Source organism: Heliobacterium mobile (assembly GCF_009720735.1).
Classification (GTDB): domain Bacteria; phylum Bacillota; class Desulfitobacteriia; order Heliobacteriales; family Heliobacteriaceae; genus Heliobacterium; species Heliobacterium mobile.
In genome coordinates this window covers 1-17,581 of the sequence record NZ_WNKU01000004.1, presented here as the reverse complement: position 1 = coordinate 17,581, position 17,581 = coordinate 1, and the positions used below count along the sequence as shown (strand labels likewise).

General features: G+C 45.6%; 12 protein-coding genes and 1 pseudogene. 3 read left to right on the top strand and 10 right to left on the bottom strand.

Going from position 1 to position 17,581, the window contains the following annotated elements; genetic code table 11:
* Positions 1-94 precede the first annotated feature (94 nt).
* Complete coding sequence (locus tag GJ688_RS05215) at positions 95-3,370, bottom strand: response regulator (protein WP_170291689.1); 3,276 nt, start codon at positions 3,368-3,370, stop codon at positions 95-97.
* Between the two features lie 339 nt (positions 3,371-3,709).
* On the opposite strand from GJ688_RS05215, the gene GJ688_RS05210 reads away from it, so the two are divergent.
* A complete protein-coding gene (locus GJ688_RS05210; protein WP_155475496.1) occupies positions 3,710-4,459 on the top strand; it encodes a hypothetical protein in 750 nt (249 codons plus the stop codon).
* 185 nt (positions 4,460-4,644) lie between these two features.
* Here GJ688_RS05210 and GJ688_RS05205 read toward each other — a convergent pair whose 3' ends face one another.
* Genes GJ688_RS05205 through GJ688_RS05190 form a run of 4 tightly spaced genes read right to left on the bottom strand, consistent with a single transcriptional unit; the run spans position 4,645 to position 9,103 of the window.
* The gene (locus tag GJ688_RS05205) at positions 4,645-5,919 is read right to left on the bottom strand and encodes a TolC family protein (RefSeq protein ID WP_170291688.1); all 1,275 of its coding nucleotides are present in this window, start codon (positions 5,917-5,919) and stop codon (positions 4,645-4,647) included.
* 16 nt (positions 5,920-5,935) lie between these two features.
* Positions 5,936-7,123: an ABC transporter permease gene (locus GJ688_RS05200; RefSeq protein WP_155475494.1), complete on the bottom strand. Its 1,188-nt coding sequence runs from the start codon at positions 7,121-7,123 to the stop codon at positions 5,936-5,938.
* Positions 7,120-8,448, bottom strand: a complete 1,329-nt coding sequence (locus tag GJ688_RS05195; RefSeq protein ID WP_155475493.1) for an efflux RND transporter periplasmic adaptor subunit — start codon at positions 8,446-8,448, stop codon at positions 7,120-7,122. The genes GJ688_RS05200 and GJ688_RS05195 overlap by 4 nt, the downstream gene beginning before the upstream one ends.
* Positions 8,438-9,103, bottom strand: coding sequence for an ABC transporter ATP-binding protein (locus GJ688_RS05190; RefSeq protein ID WP_170291718.1), 666 nt, complete (start codon positions 9,101-9,103; stop codon positions 8,438-8,440). Before GJ688_RS05190 ends, GJ688_RS05195 begins: the two co-directional genes overlap by 11 nt.
* Before the next feature lie 540 nt (positions 9,104-9,643).
* Between GJ688_RS05190 and GJ688_RS05185 the strand changes: the two genes are divergently transcribed.
* Positions 9,644-9,883, top strand: coding sequence for a FeoA family protein (locus GJ688_RS05185; RefSeq protein ID WP_235910796.1), 240 nt, complete (start codon positions 9,644-9,646; stop codon positions 9,881-9,883).
* A 267-nt stretch (positions 9,884-10,150) separates the two neighbouring features.
* On the opposite strand, the pseudogene GJ688_RS20945 reads toward GJ688_RS05185, so the two are convergent.
* Together GJ688_RS20945 and GJ688_RS20940 are read right to left on the bottom strand one after the other, a co-directional pair.
* Positions 10,151-10,822: pseudogene (locus GJ688_RS20945) on the bottom strand (ABC transporter substrate-binding protein); the annotation flags it as partial.
* Between the two features lie 23 nt (positions 10,823-10,845).
* On the bottom strand, positions 10,846-11,310 hold the full coding sequence (locus GJ688_RS20940) for an ABC transporter substrate-binding protein (RefSeq protein WP_155475491.1): 465 nt from the start codon (positions 11,308-11,310) through the stop codon (positions 10,846-10,848).
* Between the two features lie 516 nt (positions 11,311-11,826).
* Between GJ688_RS20940 and GJ688_RS05170 the strand changes: the two genes are divergently transcribed.
* Positions 11,827-13,197 carry an N-acetylmuramoyl-L-alanine amidase family protein gene (locus GJ688_RS05170; protein ID WP_155475490.1) on the top strand — a complete coding sequence of 457 codons (1,371 nt, stop codon included), beginning with the start codon at positions 11,827-11,829 and terminating at the stop codon, positions 13,195-13,197.
* 253 nt (positions 13,198-13,450) lie between these two features.
* Here GJ688_RS05170 and GJ688_RS05165 read toward each other — a convergent pair whose 3' ends face one another.
* The 3 genes from GJ688_RS05165 to GJ688_RS05155 form a co-directional block, all read right to left on the bottom strand.
* A complete protein-coding gene (locus GJ688_RS05165; protein WP_155475489.1) occupies positions 13,451-14,830 on the bottom strand; it encodes a PD40 domain-containing protein in 1,380 nt (459 codons plus the stop codon).
* 60 nt (positions 14,831-14,890) lie between these two features.
* Positions 14,891-16,201, bottom strand: a complete 1,311-nt coding sequence (locus tag GJ688_RS05160) for a sensor histidine kinase (RefSeq protein ID WP_170291687.1) — start codon at positions 16,199-16,201, stop codon at positions 14,891-14,893.
* Positions 16,202-16,295: 94 nt separating this feature from the next.
* On the bottom strand, positions 16,296-17,003 hold the full coding sequence (locus tag GJ688_RS05155) for a response regulator transcription factor (protein WP_155475487.1): 708 nt from the start codon (positions 17,001-17,003) through the stop codon (positions 16,296-16,298).
* Positions 17,004-17,581 lie beyond the last annotated feature (578 nt).

The following is a 17,581-nucleotide window of genomic DNA, read 5'->3' as shown; positions in this document are numbered from 1 at the left end:
GTAAAAATTTACTTTTGTTGATAATGTCCGTTAAATGCACGGAAAGGTCAGCCGCCTGTTGTGATGCCGAACGGTAGCCCTTCAGCTTTTACTACTATTTCCTTACTAAGTCGTCGTTCTCCCAATTAAAACCGACGATCCGTTCTTCTAGAATTTCTAGTAAATGGCTGAGCCTCTGTATATCCGTAGCTTTTGCGGCCTCCTCTGCCTTTACGGAGTGTTTGGCGATCTCTTTCGCCCCTACGCTGGCTGAGGAGCCTTTCAATTGATGCAAAAGAACTTTTACTTCTGCTAGATCATTTCTAGATAGCTGCTCCTTGATCACTGCAATTAGCTTCAGTGACTGTTGCTGAAAGTCACGCAGCAGTTCTTCGCCATCCTCCTTATCGATGCCGGATTCTTCCTCCAGAAAACGTAAAGCTTCGGCATAATCATTACGAAGTGTCTTTTCTTTACTTTGTTCCCCTAGGTTCCTACCGTATTTGTTCAACATTTTCAGAACTTGGTCCAGATTTACCGGTTTACTTAGATAATCATCCATGCCCGCTTCGAGACATTTTTCTCTATCATCTTTCATCGCATAGGCGGTCAACGCGATAATCGTCGTATGTCTTTGTCCACCGTCGGCAGCTCGTATCCGGCGCGTCGCTTCATACCCATCCATGACCGGCATCTGGCAGTCCATGAACAGGATATCATACTCCTTATCTGCACAAGCCTTGACCGCTTCAGCACCATCGACCGCAACGTCACAGCTAAGTCCATTCAGCTTCAACAGCTTAATAAAAAATTTCTGATTCACTTCGTTATCTTCCACTAGCAAGATTTTAAGCTTACGGTTATACTTCGCTTCCTGGGCCGTATGTCTAGTGACGAAAATATCCTCTTTTGGTTTACTTCCTCGCTTCCCTTCGATCACCATCGCCACACAGTCAAGCAATTCCGTTCTTTTATAGGGCTTGGAAATGTAACCGGTAAAACCTTTGGTTTTGGCTTGCTTCGCCTCCGCATTTGTCGTAACCGATGTGACAAGTATCAACGGGATCTCCCGTGCAGAAGGAACAGTCTGAAGCGCTTCAGAAAAATCAAACCCTGACATTCCAGTCATTTTGTAATCGACAAGGATCGTATGATAGTTCTGCCCGTTGTCCCCGTTGATAAGCGTGCTCAGCCCCTCGGAACAACTCGGAGCTTCGATAACGGTACAACCGACTTCCTCTAGGTATAATCTGGCGATAAAGCGGTTTATCGTCAGGTCATCTAATATCAATACTCGTTTGCCTTTGAGGATTGAATAATCGGGCAGGGCCGGAATCAATGAATCTTCCGCTTTGTCCATCTGTACGGTGAAATAAAAAGTCGTCCCTTTCCCTTTTTCACTGGTAACAGAGATCTCTCCCCCCATCATTTCCACAAGTCTCTTGCAAATGGCGAGACCAAGTCCCGTACCGCCATATTTTCGTGTAGATGATGAATCGGCCTGGGTGAATGGGGCAAAGATCTTGTTCATTTCCTGCTCGGACATCCCGATACCGGTATCCGACACGGAAAATGCGATCTCCACGGTCTTTTCTGTTTGTCGACGTAACAACACCTCAACAAAGGCTTCGCCCCGTTCCGTAAATTTCAAGGCATTGCTAACCATATTGCCGATGACTTGGCGTAATTTCGTCGGATCGCCGACCACATAGTGAGGAATGGCCGAACTGATCATCACGTTAAGGTCGAGGCCTTTTTCTTTCGCTTTCGGTTCAAAGAGAACGACGGCCGCTTCCACCATGGCACGAATGTCAAAGGGGATATGTTCGATCTCCATCTTACCTGATTCGATCTTAGAAATATCTAATATATCGTTGATCACGTTCAGCAAATTATCTGTAGATGTCTTCATCAACTGGATAAATTCTGCTTGTTCTCCATTTAACTCTGTCGTCTCAAGAAGTTGCAGAAAGCCGACTACTCCATTCATGGGCGTTCTGATCTCGTGGCTCATGCTGGCAAGAAACTGGCTCTTGGCCAGGTTTGCCGCTTCTGCCTGTTCCTTGGCGAATATCAGTTGTTCTTGGGCTCTCTCTAACTCCAGAGTTCTCTCTTTGACTTTGTCCTCAAGATTGTTGAACAGGGTGTCTAATTCTTCCGCCATATGATTGAATGCCTTCGCCAATTTTCCGATTTCATCATTGCGAAAAATCGTCGCCCGCTGTGATAAATTCCCTTCGGAAAACTTATCGGCCGCATGGATCAATTCGTTAATGGGCTTAAGAATGAAATCGGTGCTTTTTCTATGGATGAGGATGGATAGTATAACCCCAAGTATCGATAAGCATAGGGCCGTGTAAATGTTTTTATTGATTTCTGCGGTATAAAAGCTTTCAGGGATCGCGGTGATGATCAGCCAATCTAAACCATCTTTTTTATATTCAGCAAAATTTACGCGAAAGACATCACTTTCTTTAGCAACGATAATTTCTTGGTTAAAGCTATTTTTGTACTCTTCGTAAGCCTCGATGATCGGCTTGTTTTCAATCTCCTTGATGGTCTTTCTATGGATCTTTCCACCGGGGAGAACATCATAATTCCGTTCCTCTACGGAGTTGGCTACCAGCTCTCCCGAGCCTTTTTCTACAATATAAGCGACGGCACCTTGATCGTGTACAATCTCTTTGAGGCTGCTGTTCAGCTTCGACAAGGTAATGTGTGTCCCTAAGACGCCTTGAAGGACATGGGCTTTGTTATAGATCGGATAGGCGGCTGAAAGGGCTAAATCGTCTTTTATAAAGTGTTTATAGATCGGAGAAAAGACCGGCTTCCCTTGTTCTTTGGCGATGATGTACCAATCCCTCGTCCTTGGATCAAATTTTCCGAAATCTCCGATAAATCCCCCCTCGGTAAAGTCCTCGGTGAGACGATAATAGCGTGAGATTCCCTTGGTTTCTGCATCGCTTCGGTAGATTTCTATTTCATTGTCTTTATTTCTGCGAGCTCCATAATATTCGCCCTTTTCCGTACCATAACTGAAACTATAAATCTCCTCAGGGTTGGATTGAATTACCCTGGCAAAAAAGGCATTCCGTTTTGGCTTATTATCGATATCGACGATTCCATCGCGAATCAAGTCATCGTTCATTGCATTTATATATAAGGGAAGCGAGACCACGGTTTCAATTTTATCGCAAATCGCCCGATTCGCTTCCGTTTCCATCTTCGTAATATGGTTGACCATGGAAGAGTTCCAGTTTGAAAAGACTACAAAAGCGATGACGCCGATCGTCGCAATCATCAGCACAATAAAGGAAGTGCTGATGAGCAGTCTCAAGGAGCTTCCTTGACCTGCCCGATTGTTTACGTCAGATTTTACGTTTACGTTCATATAATCACATCCGTTACTTCGATCTTTGTTCATTTTATCTTATATAAATGCTAAGTAGACATCCATGCCGCTAGAGCGGCACCATCAGGGGAATGAAAATGGTTAATTTTCAGGATAGTTAACCCATTGTCATCGAGCTTTTTATATCGATTATATCAGTACGATGGCGCCCATAAAAGTGATTGTCGTCTCTTTTTCAATAATCACCCAAGAACTGCTTTGTCTAAAAGAAATCTTAAAATCTTGCTGATACCATATTAAGATTTGCTTAGGATAATAAAAGTTGGATCATCGAGCTCAAGTGTCGAGTGAACAACACCAACGAAATGAGGGGAAACAATGATCATTTATCAAAAGATGAGCGGCATGAAGAAAAGTCTTTCCGTAGCAGCGCTTCTCGTCGCCTTGACCGTTGTTGCCGGCTGCAACAGCAACGGAGCTTCCACTTCCAATCCGACGGCACAGAGCCAATCAGGCAAAGAGGGTACGACGAACGGTGCCGCCATCACGCTTCCTGACCGTCAGCCGGAACTGGTTGGCAAAGTCAAAGATATCGTAGGCAATGAAGTCACTCTGTACAAAGGAAAAATCGAGCAAAATCAGGATGGTGCTTCATCGAACAACAACGGCAGCGATGGCACTGCGAATGGAAACGGGCAAAACCAGAATAATCAAAACAGACGGAACAGGCAGAACAACCTAAATGGCCAAAACGACCAAACCGGTCAGAATAGCCAAAACGGTCAAAACGGGGAGAATCGCAACCAAAGAGATAATGGACAGAGACCGGCAGGCATGGGACGGATGACCTTTACCGATGAGACTGAAACCATCCTCATTCCGGTGGGCACACCGCTTGCGACGATGCAACGGGGCAGTCGAGATGCGGTGTCCGCCCAACTGACCGATATTAAAAAGGACCAGATCATCCGTATCTGGAAAAAAGGCGATACGATTGAGTTTGTGCAACTCCTTGGTGGAGTGAGCGGCTCTCAACGTCCAGACCGTCAGCAAGGGAGTGGCCAAGCAGGTTCTGGCAGTCAAAGACCCGGGGGACCTGGTGGACCTACTGGGAACAACCCTCAATAGATAACCTAGCTACGTGAGAAGCACATGATAGATGTATGGATCGCACAAAGGGATCTACATACTCAAGGGGGAAGGCGGCCTTCGATACGCAGAAGGCCGCCCTCCCCCTTTACTGTGAAAAATGAATTTTATCAGCCCGTGACCAGTTACACCTCATGGCTCAACAGGAATCATGATCGTTTTGTTTAATTCACCACGATTCCTGCTTGCAAAAGGGTCAGTGCTTGTTGCGTCAGGAAGATATCTCGTTCATTATTAAACAGTTTTTGCTTTGCCTCGAATAGCTCAAGCTCGCTTTTCGTGACTTGCAGGGATGCGGCATACCCCAGTTCATAGCGCTTTTTATCTGCGTCATATTGGCGCTGGGCCGTCTCCACTTGGTCCTGTAATTGGGTCTCCGACTCTTGTTTCGAAGCTAGATCGGAAAGCAATTTGCGAATATTCTGCTCGGTCTGGTAATTTTGTTCTTTTAAGTCCACCTGTAACACCTTTTTATCGAGATGAAGGAGGTCTTCTTGGTAGTCCAGATCGTCAGCGCTTTTCGATGTATTCCAACGATCCGATTCGATATCACTTACGGCATGTTCTTTCTTCTGGATATCGCGCTCCAACTGGGATAGTTTTACGGTATTCTTTTTTACGATAGGAGCCAGTTCGTCAAAGGTCGGAATCGAGTCTAATCGTTTCACCTCAAGAGGTTTCAGATTCAGTTGCGCCTTATAGTCCCGGCCCAACTGTTCATTAAAATCCCCTTTCAGTGTGGTCAGGCTGCGCTGCGCTTCTGCAAGGGAACTTTCAGCAGCAGATTCCGATTGTTCCAACTGGGCTACCGTATCCTTGCTGCTTCCACCTAGTGCGAGGCGTTTCTTTTCAATATCGAGCAAACTCTTTTGGTAATATCGTTTTCGCTGGAGCACGAGTATGTTCTGTTCTTGTTGTAAGATGGCCGCATATTGCTTTTGGACATCGTACTTCAATGCTTCCTCTTGTTGTTCTTTGGCTATGGACGCATCGTCGTAATTATCCTTCGCGTCATTCATCTTATCTCGCAGTGACTCTTTATCCTGCAGATCATTATGGTAGGCTGTCTCCGCCGAATCTACTTTCCGTTCTTGAATATCGATTTCATTCTGCACTGCGTCAATGGCGTTGGTATCGGGATTCTGGGCTTGCTCAAGGAGTTGCTTTTTCTGATAGAGTAAATCTAGATCCACCATTGCGTCCGCATAGGAATCAAAAGAAGATGGCGAGTCCGCGTTATCGTACTTCTTTTCGGCTTGATCATAGGTGACTTGTGCCCGAGCAATATTGATCTGTGATTTTTCCAAATCACGGCTATGGCTGATGGCTAAGACGATCGCCTCTTCCATGTTGAATGTATTTTCCTCCGCATATGCTGGCATCGAATGGAAGGCCAAAAAGGTAGCTATGGCAAAGATGGTGAGCCGTTGTTTTTTCATAGTGTCTTCCCCTCGCTTATTCATAGCGCAATGCCTCAATCGGATTCAGATCGGCCGCTTTCCAAGCGGGATAGAATCCAAAAAACACACCGGTAACCACGGAGAACAAAAGACCTAGCATCAAGCCGTTTAAGGTTGGCAGCGCCGCCAGTTCAAAGTAACTGAGCACAGGGACCATGCCGTAGCCGATGATACTGCCCAAGATGCCGCCGACAAAACTGATGACGACGGCCTCACCTAAAAACTGACTGAGAATCTCGGAGCGTGTGGCCCCAATCGCTTTGAGCGTTCCGATCTCTTTGGTCCGTTCTTTGACGGTCACAAACATGACGTTCATGATGCCGATCCCGCTGACGATGAGGACGACAACAGCAACGGACAGCAAGAGCATCGACATCGTTTTGGCCGTCGATTGGGCTGACGCCAACCGGCTCCCGGCATCGACGATGCGAAATTGATCGGAGCCGCCCAAGCGGTGGGTTTCATCGAGGATCGATTTGATATCTTCAATAGCGGAAGAAACGGAGTTTAAGTCTTTAGCGACAACGGTAATGTTGGGATTCGATCGGTTCCCCAGCAGGTATTTCTCGGCCACGCTCATAGGTAAAAATACAGAGTCATCATAACTCATGAAGGAACCCGAATCGCCGACGCGATTCAAGAGGCCGACGACCTCGAAGGTTCGACTGTTGATCTCAATGCTTTTGCCCACGATTTCATCGGGATTGCCATCCGTATAGGTATTGGCAAAGTCAGAGCCGAGGACGGCAAAACGATTATGCTTGCTCTCATCGTCATCTTCCAGCAATCGACCAATTTGAACGCTCAGGTGGTTGGCCTCCTGATACTCTGGAACAATCCCGAAGAAGGAGCCTTTGTTGCCATAGTTCCCGTACTTCATCGTTCCGGATCCATTGACCACCGGAAAGGCCGAGGCCACATGGGCGCTTTCGGTAAACCGTTCAGCATCTTTTTTGGTGAGTGGGTCTTTCACCTTTCCTCGTGTGGCCGAAGTGACCATAATCGTGCCCACATTGAGCTTGGAGTATTGTTGATTCACTTGGGCTTCCCCGCCGGCACCGATAGCGACGACGAGGAAGATCGTCGCCGTGCCGACAATCACCCCGAGGGTGGTGAGCAGACTGCGAAATTTATTGTGGTAGATATTGATGAAGACCAGCTTGATCAGTTGCCGAGCTTTCATCGGAAACCACCTGCACTGTTGCCTGCGCTATTTCCCGCGCCGCTCCGGTTGTTCCCTTGGGTAGTGTTTTTGGTGGTACTTTGGGTGCTATTCTTCGCATCTGTCACGGCAGCTTTCTGCTTTTTGGGGATGACGACCGTTTCATTCCCTTTCAGACCTTCCAGTACCTCAACAGTCGTCCCGTCGGAGAAGCCTGTTTTGATCGGTATTTCCACCATCCCACCTTGATCATTGAGCACAGTCACGACCTGCTTACCGTCAACCATTTTGACGGCACTAGAGGGGATATTCAGGCATTGATCGACCTCTTTGATTACAAAGGTGAAACTGGCGGTCATACCGTCGCGCAGATCGTCATCAGCATTCGTAATCCGAACAGTTACAGGATAGCTTACAAGCCCCGACGAGTCTGTCGAGGGGAGGTGGTCGATCTTGGTGACTTCCCCTACATACTTTTTGTCAGGAACGGCGTCGACGGCGACGTTTACCTTCTGCCCAATTTTTACTTTGCCGATGTCGTATTCGATCACTTTAGTCGTCCCATCGATCTCGTTGTTTTCGTGGATTACAGCGAAGTCCTGATCCTCCGCCACATTCTCGCCTGCCTTTTTGACCAGCTTTAAGACTTTACCCGATACCGGTGCATACAGCACGGTATCTTCTAAGTTTTCCTTGGCCATTTTTACAGACATTTCGCTTTGGGCGAAGGAATCGCTCCGTTCATATTCCGCCTTGGACAGTTCGTACTTTTTTTGCTGGTTCTTGTACTCGATTTCGCTACTTTCCAGATCGGCTTTTTTGGATTTTATATCATTGGCACTGTAGGCATCAGGCAACTGTTGCATCATGGCATAGTCATCTCGTAACTTTTGCAGGTTCGTTGCCATCTGTTTCAGCTTTAATTCCGCATCCATCAGGCTGGTGTACTGCGAGTTTTTGCTTGTGCGGCTCTGCTCTTGGGTATCATTGAGTTTCGCGATGGCGAGGTCGTACTGGTCTTGGTAGTCTTTATCGTCAAGGCGGGCAATGACAGCCCCGGCCTCCACCATGTCGCCCTCGTTGACAAGGACGCTATTCACCCTGCCCTTGACATTGAACTGCAAGGTCACTTCAGAGAATTTGATCGTTCCATCCGATTGAAGGCCAACGACAATATCTCCCCGTTTCACTTTTGCCTGTTCGTACTGAATCTCTGTCTTGGGGCCGCTTTTCTGGTAGTTCCATGCGGCATAACTGCCTGCAACGACGAGAGAAGCAACAACAGCAAAAGCGACCCATTTTTTCGCTTTGATCGCTTGGGCAATGTGTTGAAGTTTAGTTTTCATAGAGTCTTCCATCTCGGATAAACACAACCTTTTGCAATTTCTCGGCGACATCCCTGTCATGGGTGATCACGAGGATGGTATTCCCCTGATGATGCAGATCTTGAAATATCTTAATGGCATCCAAACTGGATTTGCTGTCCAAGTTTCCGGTCGGTTCATCGGCCAAAAGCAGGGGTGGGTCTCCTACGATGGCACGAGCAATCGCTACCCGTTGTTGCTGCCCCCCTGACAATTCGTTGGGGCGGTGTTTTAGCCGGTTTTCCAATCCCAACAGGACAAGCTTCTCTTTCGCCCGCTCAAAGGCATCTGCTTCGTCGATTCCCCGGTAGAGAAGGGGCAGCATCACGTTCTGAATCGCCGTCAAACGAGGAAGCAGGTTGAATTTCTGAAAGACGAAACCGATTTTTTGGTTCCGCATATGGGCCAACTGTTTCTCATTCGCTTGAAGTACGTCCACACCGTCCAAAAAATATGTACCGGAAGTGGGCCGATCGAGGCAACCGAGGACGTTCATCAGCGTGGATTTGCCGGAACCGGAGGGGCCTAAGATCGCCGTGAATTCGTTTTCCATTACCGTAATAGTCACGTCGTCGAGGACGCGCAAAAGCTCTGTACCCGTTTGATATTCCTTGATGATGTTGTGGGCATCGATGATGCGTTTTTTGTTTTCCAGGCTAAACACTCCAGTTTCAGGTTTTCGCAGTGTGCTTAATTCCTTACCAGTGTATCAAAGAGATTATTATAAATTGTGGAGATTTCATTTTGGTTTTACTTTTTTAAAAATAAAGCGGTCATTCGTAATTCTCTACGAACGACCGCTTTATTTTTGCCCAGTAGTTATATTCACGGTCCTTTCGACCAGAGCGCAACAATAAAATAATGTCGGCTTATGCCACCTTTTTCGAGATTACATTTATTAACTTTAGTCACCGACAGCGGGGATGCTCTATTCTCAGGATTTTTGAAAAGGTCAGTGACATTCGAAAGCAGCACTAGGCGCTAATTTATTGACTGACGTGAGCTCGACATCTCCATACAAGATTAAATAGTAACAGTGATTTAGGCAGCAACATCGATTGACATTGATTCTCATTATCTGCTAAAATTTATTTTGTGAACCTGGAGCAACGTTGACTCTTTAATCATTCTAAGCTTCCCGCGCTAACATGAGGATATTTCAAAGGTAGTGAGCATGATGAATTCATTGAATCAAGTGACCCGCGGTCAAAGGGTCTTTATCCAAAGAATAGAAGGCTCTTCCGAAACAAAGCGACAATTAGAGGAAATGGGCTTGCTCCCCGGTACCCCCGTTATGGTCTGCCAGAGCAGCGGCGGGCCGATGCTGGTAGAAGTTCGCGGCAGTAAGCTCATGCTGGGAAAGGCACTGACCGAGCAGATTCAGGTCAGCCGAGGTTTGCCCAGGGAGGTCGAATGATAACCCTCTCCCTGGATAGCCCAAAGAGACTTCATAAGCCAAAAGGCCCGGCTGAATCCATTCAGCCAGGCTTTTTTATCTGTATCAGGCACCCTGCCCTTTGTTCGAAGACTTACGCGGTTGCCAGTTCCGTAACCAGCGCCTCCCGAAACGACTTTACCGTATTGGGTGAGCCTTGGCGTGCTAATAAAGCAACGCCACACACAAAAAACCCTCCTCTCTTGAAGTGAGCTGAGGGTTCTTGGATAGGTCATGGAAGGGTCCTATCTATTTTGCTGTTATTTTGGAATTGAAGGATTGCTTACCGTCTTTGAATTCAATACTCACGATTTCTTTTGAAGGGTTATGGTATTCATTAAATGATAGCTTCCCCGTGATTCCTCGGAAGTCTCTCGTGGAGGCGATTGCGTCCTTAATGGTAATAGGATCATCAGAATTAGCTCGCTTTATCGCATCAGCGATGATTTTCAGACTATCATAACCTAAAGCGGCTAAGGTATCCGGAGTCTGATTGTATCTTGCACGATAGGCATTGACAAAGGATTGAACTGCCGGGTCAGGGTCATCGGGGATAAAATGATTTGTAAAAAAGCAATTGTTTACGTTTTCTTTACCCGCCAATTCGACCAATCTGGGAGAATCCCATCCATTGGATCCGATAAAAGGAGTAGTCATCTTTAAGAGGCGAGCTTGCTTTACTATTTCGGCAACTGGCTCGTAGTAAGCCGGAAGGTAGATGATATCTGGTTTGCTCTCTTGTATCTTAGCTAAAACAACGCTGAAGTCTTGGTCCGCACTAATGAATTTTTCATCTGCAACGATGACACCACCGCCAGCGGTATAGTTTTCTCTAAAGAACATTCCCAGTAGTTTAGAATATTCATCATTGGCAGAAGTTAGGATTGCTGCTTTTTGTCCATATCTTAAGGAAAACTGTGCCGCCGCTTTCGCTTGTAAAGCATCTAGGAAACAAGCACGAAATACATACTCTTTACCTTCTTGGTGACGGGATTAACAGTTACATCAGGATTCGTAGCACTTGGAGTCAAGACAGGGACTTTCTTGGATTCAACGATAGGTACCACCGGTAAGGTATTCCCTGACGTAAGCGGACCAATGATTGCGTCCACTCTGTCTTGCGTAATCAGTTGATTAACAACGTTTAATGACGTATCCTTGTCGGATTTATTGTCGTATTCAACCAACTTGATCTGTTTCCCCGAGATCCCACCACTTTTATTGATCTCATCTGCCGCAATTTTTATGGCATTCGAAACCGACTGTCCATATGGAGCAACATCACCGGAGAGTTCCATGTTGATTCCAATTACATACTCATGTACCGGTACTTTTTGACTTGCTATCGCCGGCATGACAATGGTAAAGACAATAATAGCGGCTGATAACAGATGGCGTACATACCCCATATGCACATCTCTCCTTGTAATCAGGCATCTAGCAATTCGCTATTGTCTTGGCTAAAAACAATTCTTTATATATTTGTCACTCAGGTAACCAAAGTATAAAACCCATCCCTACCTTTTAGACGCATTAATCTATCCTTCTATCTCTTTCAGTACGAGTGAAAAAAATCCTTTGATCCCATACATATATTTTCATGTATTTTATTGTGCGATCAATCCGGTAACAGGGCTCATGGGAGAACAAATGGCAAAGGGGCAATTAAAGACGTGCTAACTAAGAATATAACTTATACGTATCAAGCATACCGCTTGTGTCATCCTACTTTCTTCATAAAATCTTAATAACTGATAAAAACGATTCGTAAAAGATCGCGTTACAATTACATTAGGGTTCTCTGCGATTATTTAGATATATGGACTACCTAATCCTGTTTATCGGTATATTATATTACATATCTGCATGGGTTAACCCTTTCGCAAACACGTAGGGTTTGTAGACTATATCTTCGGAGGCTATTCATGAACGCTTTATTTCGCAGCATTGTTTTCGCCTTTATGATTTCTATTTTTACATTATCGACACCGATGCTTGTTGCCGCCCAGCCTAACTTGAGTGTCGTGGTAAACGGAAATCCCATTAATTCGGATGTGCAACCAGTTATACGTAATGACCGTGTTCTTGTCCCCATCCGAGCCGTCTCCGAATCACTCGGCGGAACCGTGAATTGGTATAGCGAAACGAAAACGGCCGTGGTCACAAAGGGTTCTACGGTGATTCAAATGACCGTCGATTCCAAGGAGATCGTCGGAACCTTTGGCCGAAAGGAAATCGATGTTCCGGCCAAGCTGATGAATGACCGGGTGTTTCTTCCCGTCCGGGCTGTGGCCGAACTCTTTGGATGTACGGTGAACTTTGATGATGCGACGAGACAGGTCCAAATTTCGATGCCTGATAATCCCGGGACACCCGCGCCAAGTCCCGTAAATCCACCGGATTCACCCTCGCGCGGAACAACCTCCAGCCCGGAGGGTTTGACACCCCGCCTCAGTCGTGTATATAAATCGGGAGCCGGTATTTTCTCATTGGACATAACTGGTGCGGCCAATGTTACATATAAAGCCTTTGAATTATCGAACCCACATCGGCTTGTGGTTGATTTGTCGAATGTAGCCACCGATATCTCCAAAGGAAACCTCCCTGTAACCGGTGGCCCCGTGAACGGTGTCCGCCTGGGAATTCGAGACGATGGAGGCATTCGCATCGTCTATGATCTCGCAGAATCGGATACTGGGACCCGAATCAAATATACGATCTCGCAGACAGCCACCGGCATCTCCGTCGATTTCGACCGCAAAGCACTGCGAATCATTATCGATCCGGGGCATGGTGGAAAAGACACAGGGGCCATCGGGAATGCGGGCGTTCAGGAAAAAGACGTCGTGCTGAGTGTCAGCTTGAAATTAGCAAGTGCACTTAAGGCAATGGGGATTGAAACCATATTAATTCGTTCCGATGATACCTTTGTCGAGTTGGAAGACCGGGCCGAACTAAGTCATGATAAAGCCCCAGATCTGTTTTTGAGTATCCATGTGAATTCCGCAGACTCCCCAGAGGCCCATGGAACGGAAACATGGTACCGGTACGATGAATATGCGGATCTAGCTTCAGTGTTTGAAAAAGATCTAGCGGTAGGACTAGGACGAACCGATCGCGGTATTAAAAAGGGCAACCTTTGGGTGTTAAAACCAGAAGAAGTCCCCAGTATTCTGGTGGAGTTAGCTTTTGTCTCCAATGGCGAAGAAGAAGCTTTATTGAAATCGCAGGATTTTCAAAACAAAGCGGTGTCGGGGATTGTCAAAGGTATCCGGGATTACTTTAAGCTACGGTGAACGGGGGTAAAATAGCTTTTATCTTCCTAATCACGGCAAAACGAAACAGGAAATCAAAAAAGGGCCGTACAAAGATAAACACTCTTTGTTAATGGCCCTTTTTGCTGTCATTGTCCACCGTCCTTGAAAAAAATAAAGCAGCCAACCACGATGGGTTGAACTGCCTGTCTATTCAATTAGGTAGGCTGTAAGCAATGGGTACAATTTACTTATTTAGTATAATAATATTTTAAATTCAATCCATGGTTAAATACTAGCCCTTATACCATGAAAAATAATCTTCGTATGATATAAAGCCATAAAATCCGAATTCTTCTTCTTGGTCAGAGTCTAAATCAAGTATTTTCTCAACCTTTAGACCCTCAATATTGACGATCCAGAGAGCTTTATTTTTTACAAATAAAATGTGTCGCCCATCTTTGGACCAAGTAGGTTGATAAATCCCTTGTCCTGCCACTGGCAATGCACGGGCATTAGAACCGTCGGCACTGGCTATATATAGTGTCCGGGAATTTATCCAATCTTTAAGAGCATCCTTTTTGCCAAATCCCCAAACATCACTGCCCAGGTTCCTGGCAGCAACGTAAGCTATATTTTTGCCGTCGGGCGAAAAGTGAGGGTCAATCGCAACATAGCCGTTAGGGTTTGCTATATGTTGCTGTTGTCCAGAATTCGGATTAACCACAGTAAGACTTTTGTTAGCCCAAACGACACGATCGACACCTTCCACCGTCAAAAGTTGCCCTTCAGGTGAAAAAGAATGCCACTCTTTGTAGGTTAAACCTGTAGTTAGTAGCTTAGGTTGACTATTATCTAGTTGAAGACAATATAGACTAACACCATCCGCTGTGATCGACGCGCTGTGTAGCGGTATCTGCCAAAAGATTAGTCCTTTGCCATCAGGTTGCCATTCTGCCAATTTAATGCCTGTATCGGGAGTTTGCAGGCGCTTAACTGGTTTGCCCGCGTCAATTTCTACGGTAAAAAGATGATCATCCCTAGTGTCTGTTTTCTCGTTGGGAAGGCTAATGTTATAGGCTAAGGATTTTCCATCAGGAGACCAGCAGAAGCTGGGAAATGGGTTCGGTGTTTTGACCAACTGAACTGGTGTGCCTTCTGTTGATACCAACCAAAGACCGTCTTCGCTACTTACTGTAAGCGTGTTACTAGTAGGAGACCAAGAAAACTGAGTCATAACCGCTCCGGGTAATCCTTGAACCTGATGAGCCTGGGTACCGTCTTTACGAATCAGCCAAAGGGGTCCAGTCTTGGAATTTTTATCGGTTACTAGTTTAAATGCTAACCACTCACCGTCATGAGACCAGACGGGTTTCAGAGCACTACCAAATTCGGTAAGTTGCTTTACCTCCTTTGTATTTCCATCAAGGACGTAAAGCAGTCCTTTTGATATAAATGCAAGCTTTCCCTGCCCTTTGAAGTCAATGGCATTTACCCCCGGCAGTTCGCTTAAAGATGGGGCTTGCTCGGTATCGACTGACTGTGCATGGGCCGTTGCGTCTAGTTGATTAAAAAAGGGCAGTTGTAATGGTTGGTTTAACCAAATCACCGCGGTAATGATTCCGCTCATTGCCGCTCCTCGCATAGCAGGGCGAATAAATCTACTGTTTTTCATGTTTCTCAACCTCCTTATCTCAGTTATAACACTTTAATTTTGCATTTTTGTTTCGAGATGTTACAAAGTTGTGACAGAATTTGAGACTTCTGAGGATATTACTGGGATAATCATTCGAACAATAAGACCTCCATCTGGAGATGATAAAAATTCCAACTGCCCTTTATGTATGTTTAGTATTTCCTTGACAATGGACAGGCCAAGGCCGGTTCCACCGGAACTTCTCTCTCTGGCAGCAGTTGGGCGGTAGAACCTAGTCCCTAATTGGGCTAACACTTCTGGTGATACTCCTGGTCCCGAATCTTTTATGATGATGTAAGCCAAGCTATGCTTTAACTCTGCTTTCAGGTGAATTAGACCCCCGACTGGGGTGTAGTAAACCGCATTGCTAAGGACATTAATCAAAGCCCGATGTAACCAGTCAGGGTCACCCACAATCAAAATTTCCCCTGAAGATTCAATGTTTAATTTGATTTGCCGTTCTGCTGCCAGTGGTTTTATTACCCAGATGGCTTCCTCTATCAGATTGGTAACCAAAAGTGGTACTTTTGTTATGTGAAATTCCGGATTATCTAGTCTTGCTAGAAGCAGCAGACTATTAACTAAACGGCTAAGTCGATCAGTTTGCCGAACAAAGGCATTAAGTTCCTTTGGATTGGCTCCTGCATTCTGATTAATTCCTTCCGCCAATACCTGTAGAGAGGCCAGCGGAGTACGCAATTCATGAGCGGCGTCAGCGATAAAAGCACGTCTTTGTTCGTCCAAACTAGCAACCCGGGCAGCCATTTTATTAAAAGCTTCTGCTAAAGCTACAGTTTCCAAACTCCCAGTTACGGGAACTGATTGTTTTAATTTCCCTGCCTGGACCCGTTCTATTGCACCGGTAAGTTCTTCAAGCGGCCTCGACATAGAGTCAGCCAAAAGTATACCTAACGCTGCAATTATAATTGAAACCATTCCGCCAAGTAACCAGAGTCGTTGCCTTAGCTCGTCATACTCATGTCGAAGTGAAGAAAGATCTTGTATAAGTAACAGGCGGCCTGATGATTTTTCCTTAATTCTTAAAGGTGTTGTTGTGTATGCTATCCAACTCTCTCCTGAATCAAAAATATCAGTATTTGTAGCGGTAGGGTTCTGTAGTTGCGATGGTAGGGGGAGGAGTCGACCACTTAAGCTGGTGTCACCATAGCCATCCACTCGAACTCGATCGTCTGGCCCTAGCCAGAAAATCCTTCCACCGGCAGATAACCCAAGCTGTTTGGCCGATTTAGCAGGATCTAATGAAGATATCAGAGAGTTAGAAAAAGCAGCTTCTATCCCTGCTATTGAAGAGAGAGATTTCTCCTTTTGTGAGGCCATTGATTTGTTCATAGAAGTCTGCACCGCCATGCCCGTCAGAAGTGCAGTAACAACCATGGACACTGCAGCATAGCTAAAGGCCAGACGCCAGCGCAGACTATACTTGCTACTTGGCCAACACATAGCCTACACCAAACCTTGTCAAAATGAGTGTTGGATTTGCTGGGTCTGACTCTAACTTTTGGCGTAATCTTCTCACATGCACATCTACCGTTCGCAAATCACCGGGAAAATCGTAACCCCAGACAATTTCTAGCAAACTAGTACGTGAGAAAACCTGTCCAGGGTGACGAGCTAAGTGAGTTATTAAATCAAACTCTTTGGGAGTTAAGGTAATCTGTTCGCCAGCTACAACAACGGTTTGTTCGTTAAGATTAATGCGAACCCTTCCGTTACCCACCGTTATGGTTGAACCATAATTTTGTCTGTTAGTACGACGTAGTATTGACCTGATGCGTGCCACCAACTCCCTGCTATTAAAGGGCTTTGTTATATAGTCATCGGCGCCAAATTCCAGTCCTAAAATTTTGTCAAGGCTATCGTCTCGAGCAGTTAGCATAATAATAGGCACATCGAAATTCTTTCGTAATTCCCGACAAACCTCTAAGCCATCCATAACAGGAAGCATGAGATCCAGAACAACAAGATCAGGCATTTCTGTTCTGAAAACACTCAGTGCTTCTCCGCCGTCCTTTGCGCTGACTACTCTAAATTTAGCTGCGGTAAGGAGGATGTTTAGGCCACTAACCAGATCTGTCTCATCGTCTACTATAAGTATTAGGGGACTTGTATTTTCCTGCTTTAAACTATGCATTAGTATTACTTACTCCTTATATTAACCTGAAATTCCTGTGTATTTTACTATCAAACTTTCATTCTTGTTGACCCCCAAAAAATCCTCGTTGTAACATTATTTTTGTTTCTTTTTTACACTTCTCCCTCGTCTAGTCGGCACTCTTCTTCATCAATTTACGTTACCATAACCTATCCCTTGCAAATGCCCTGTACACCCTTAAAAGTAACCGCTCAATCTTAGGGTGCATTTACAACTGAAACCCCGGTATGACTTTACTTGTCGTACCGGGGTTTCGCACAATAATTGCTATTTTGTTTTTCGACAGTTGTCCGGCAGTTTTACTCACCAAGGCACGAAATCCTCAAGCAGCGATGCCGTTGGCCCTACATTCAGCCACGATAGCCTGTTGTTCTTGCCGGGTCACGGCGATACCTCCATTCACTGCTTATGATAAAGATATTCTCTCATGGTTTCGGCTAACTGACCATGCAGCACCAGTAGATTAAGCGCTTATATTCCAGGAGCATTCCTGTAATGAATAAATTGGCGCTTTGAAAATGAAAGCACCCCCTGATAACATACGAGGTGTTCCAAAG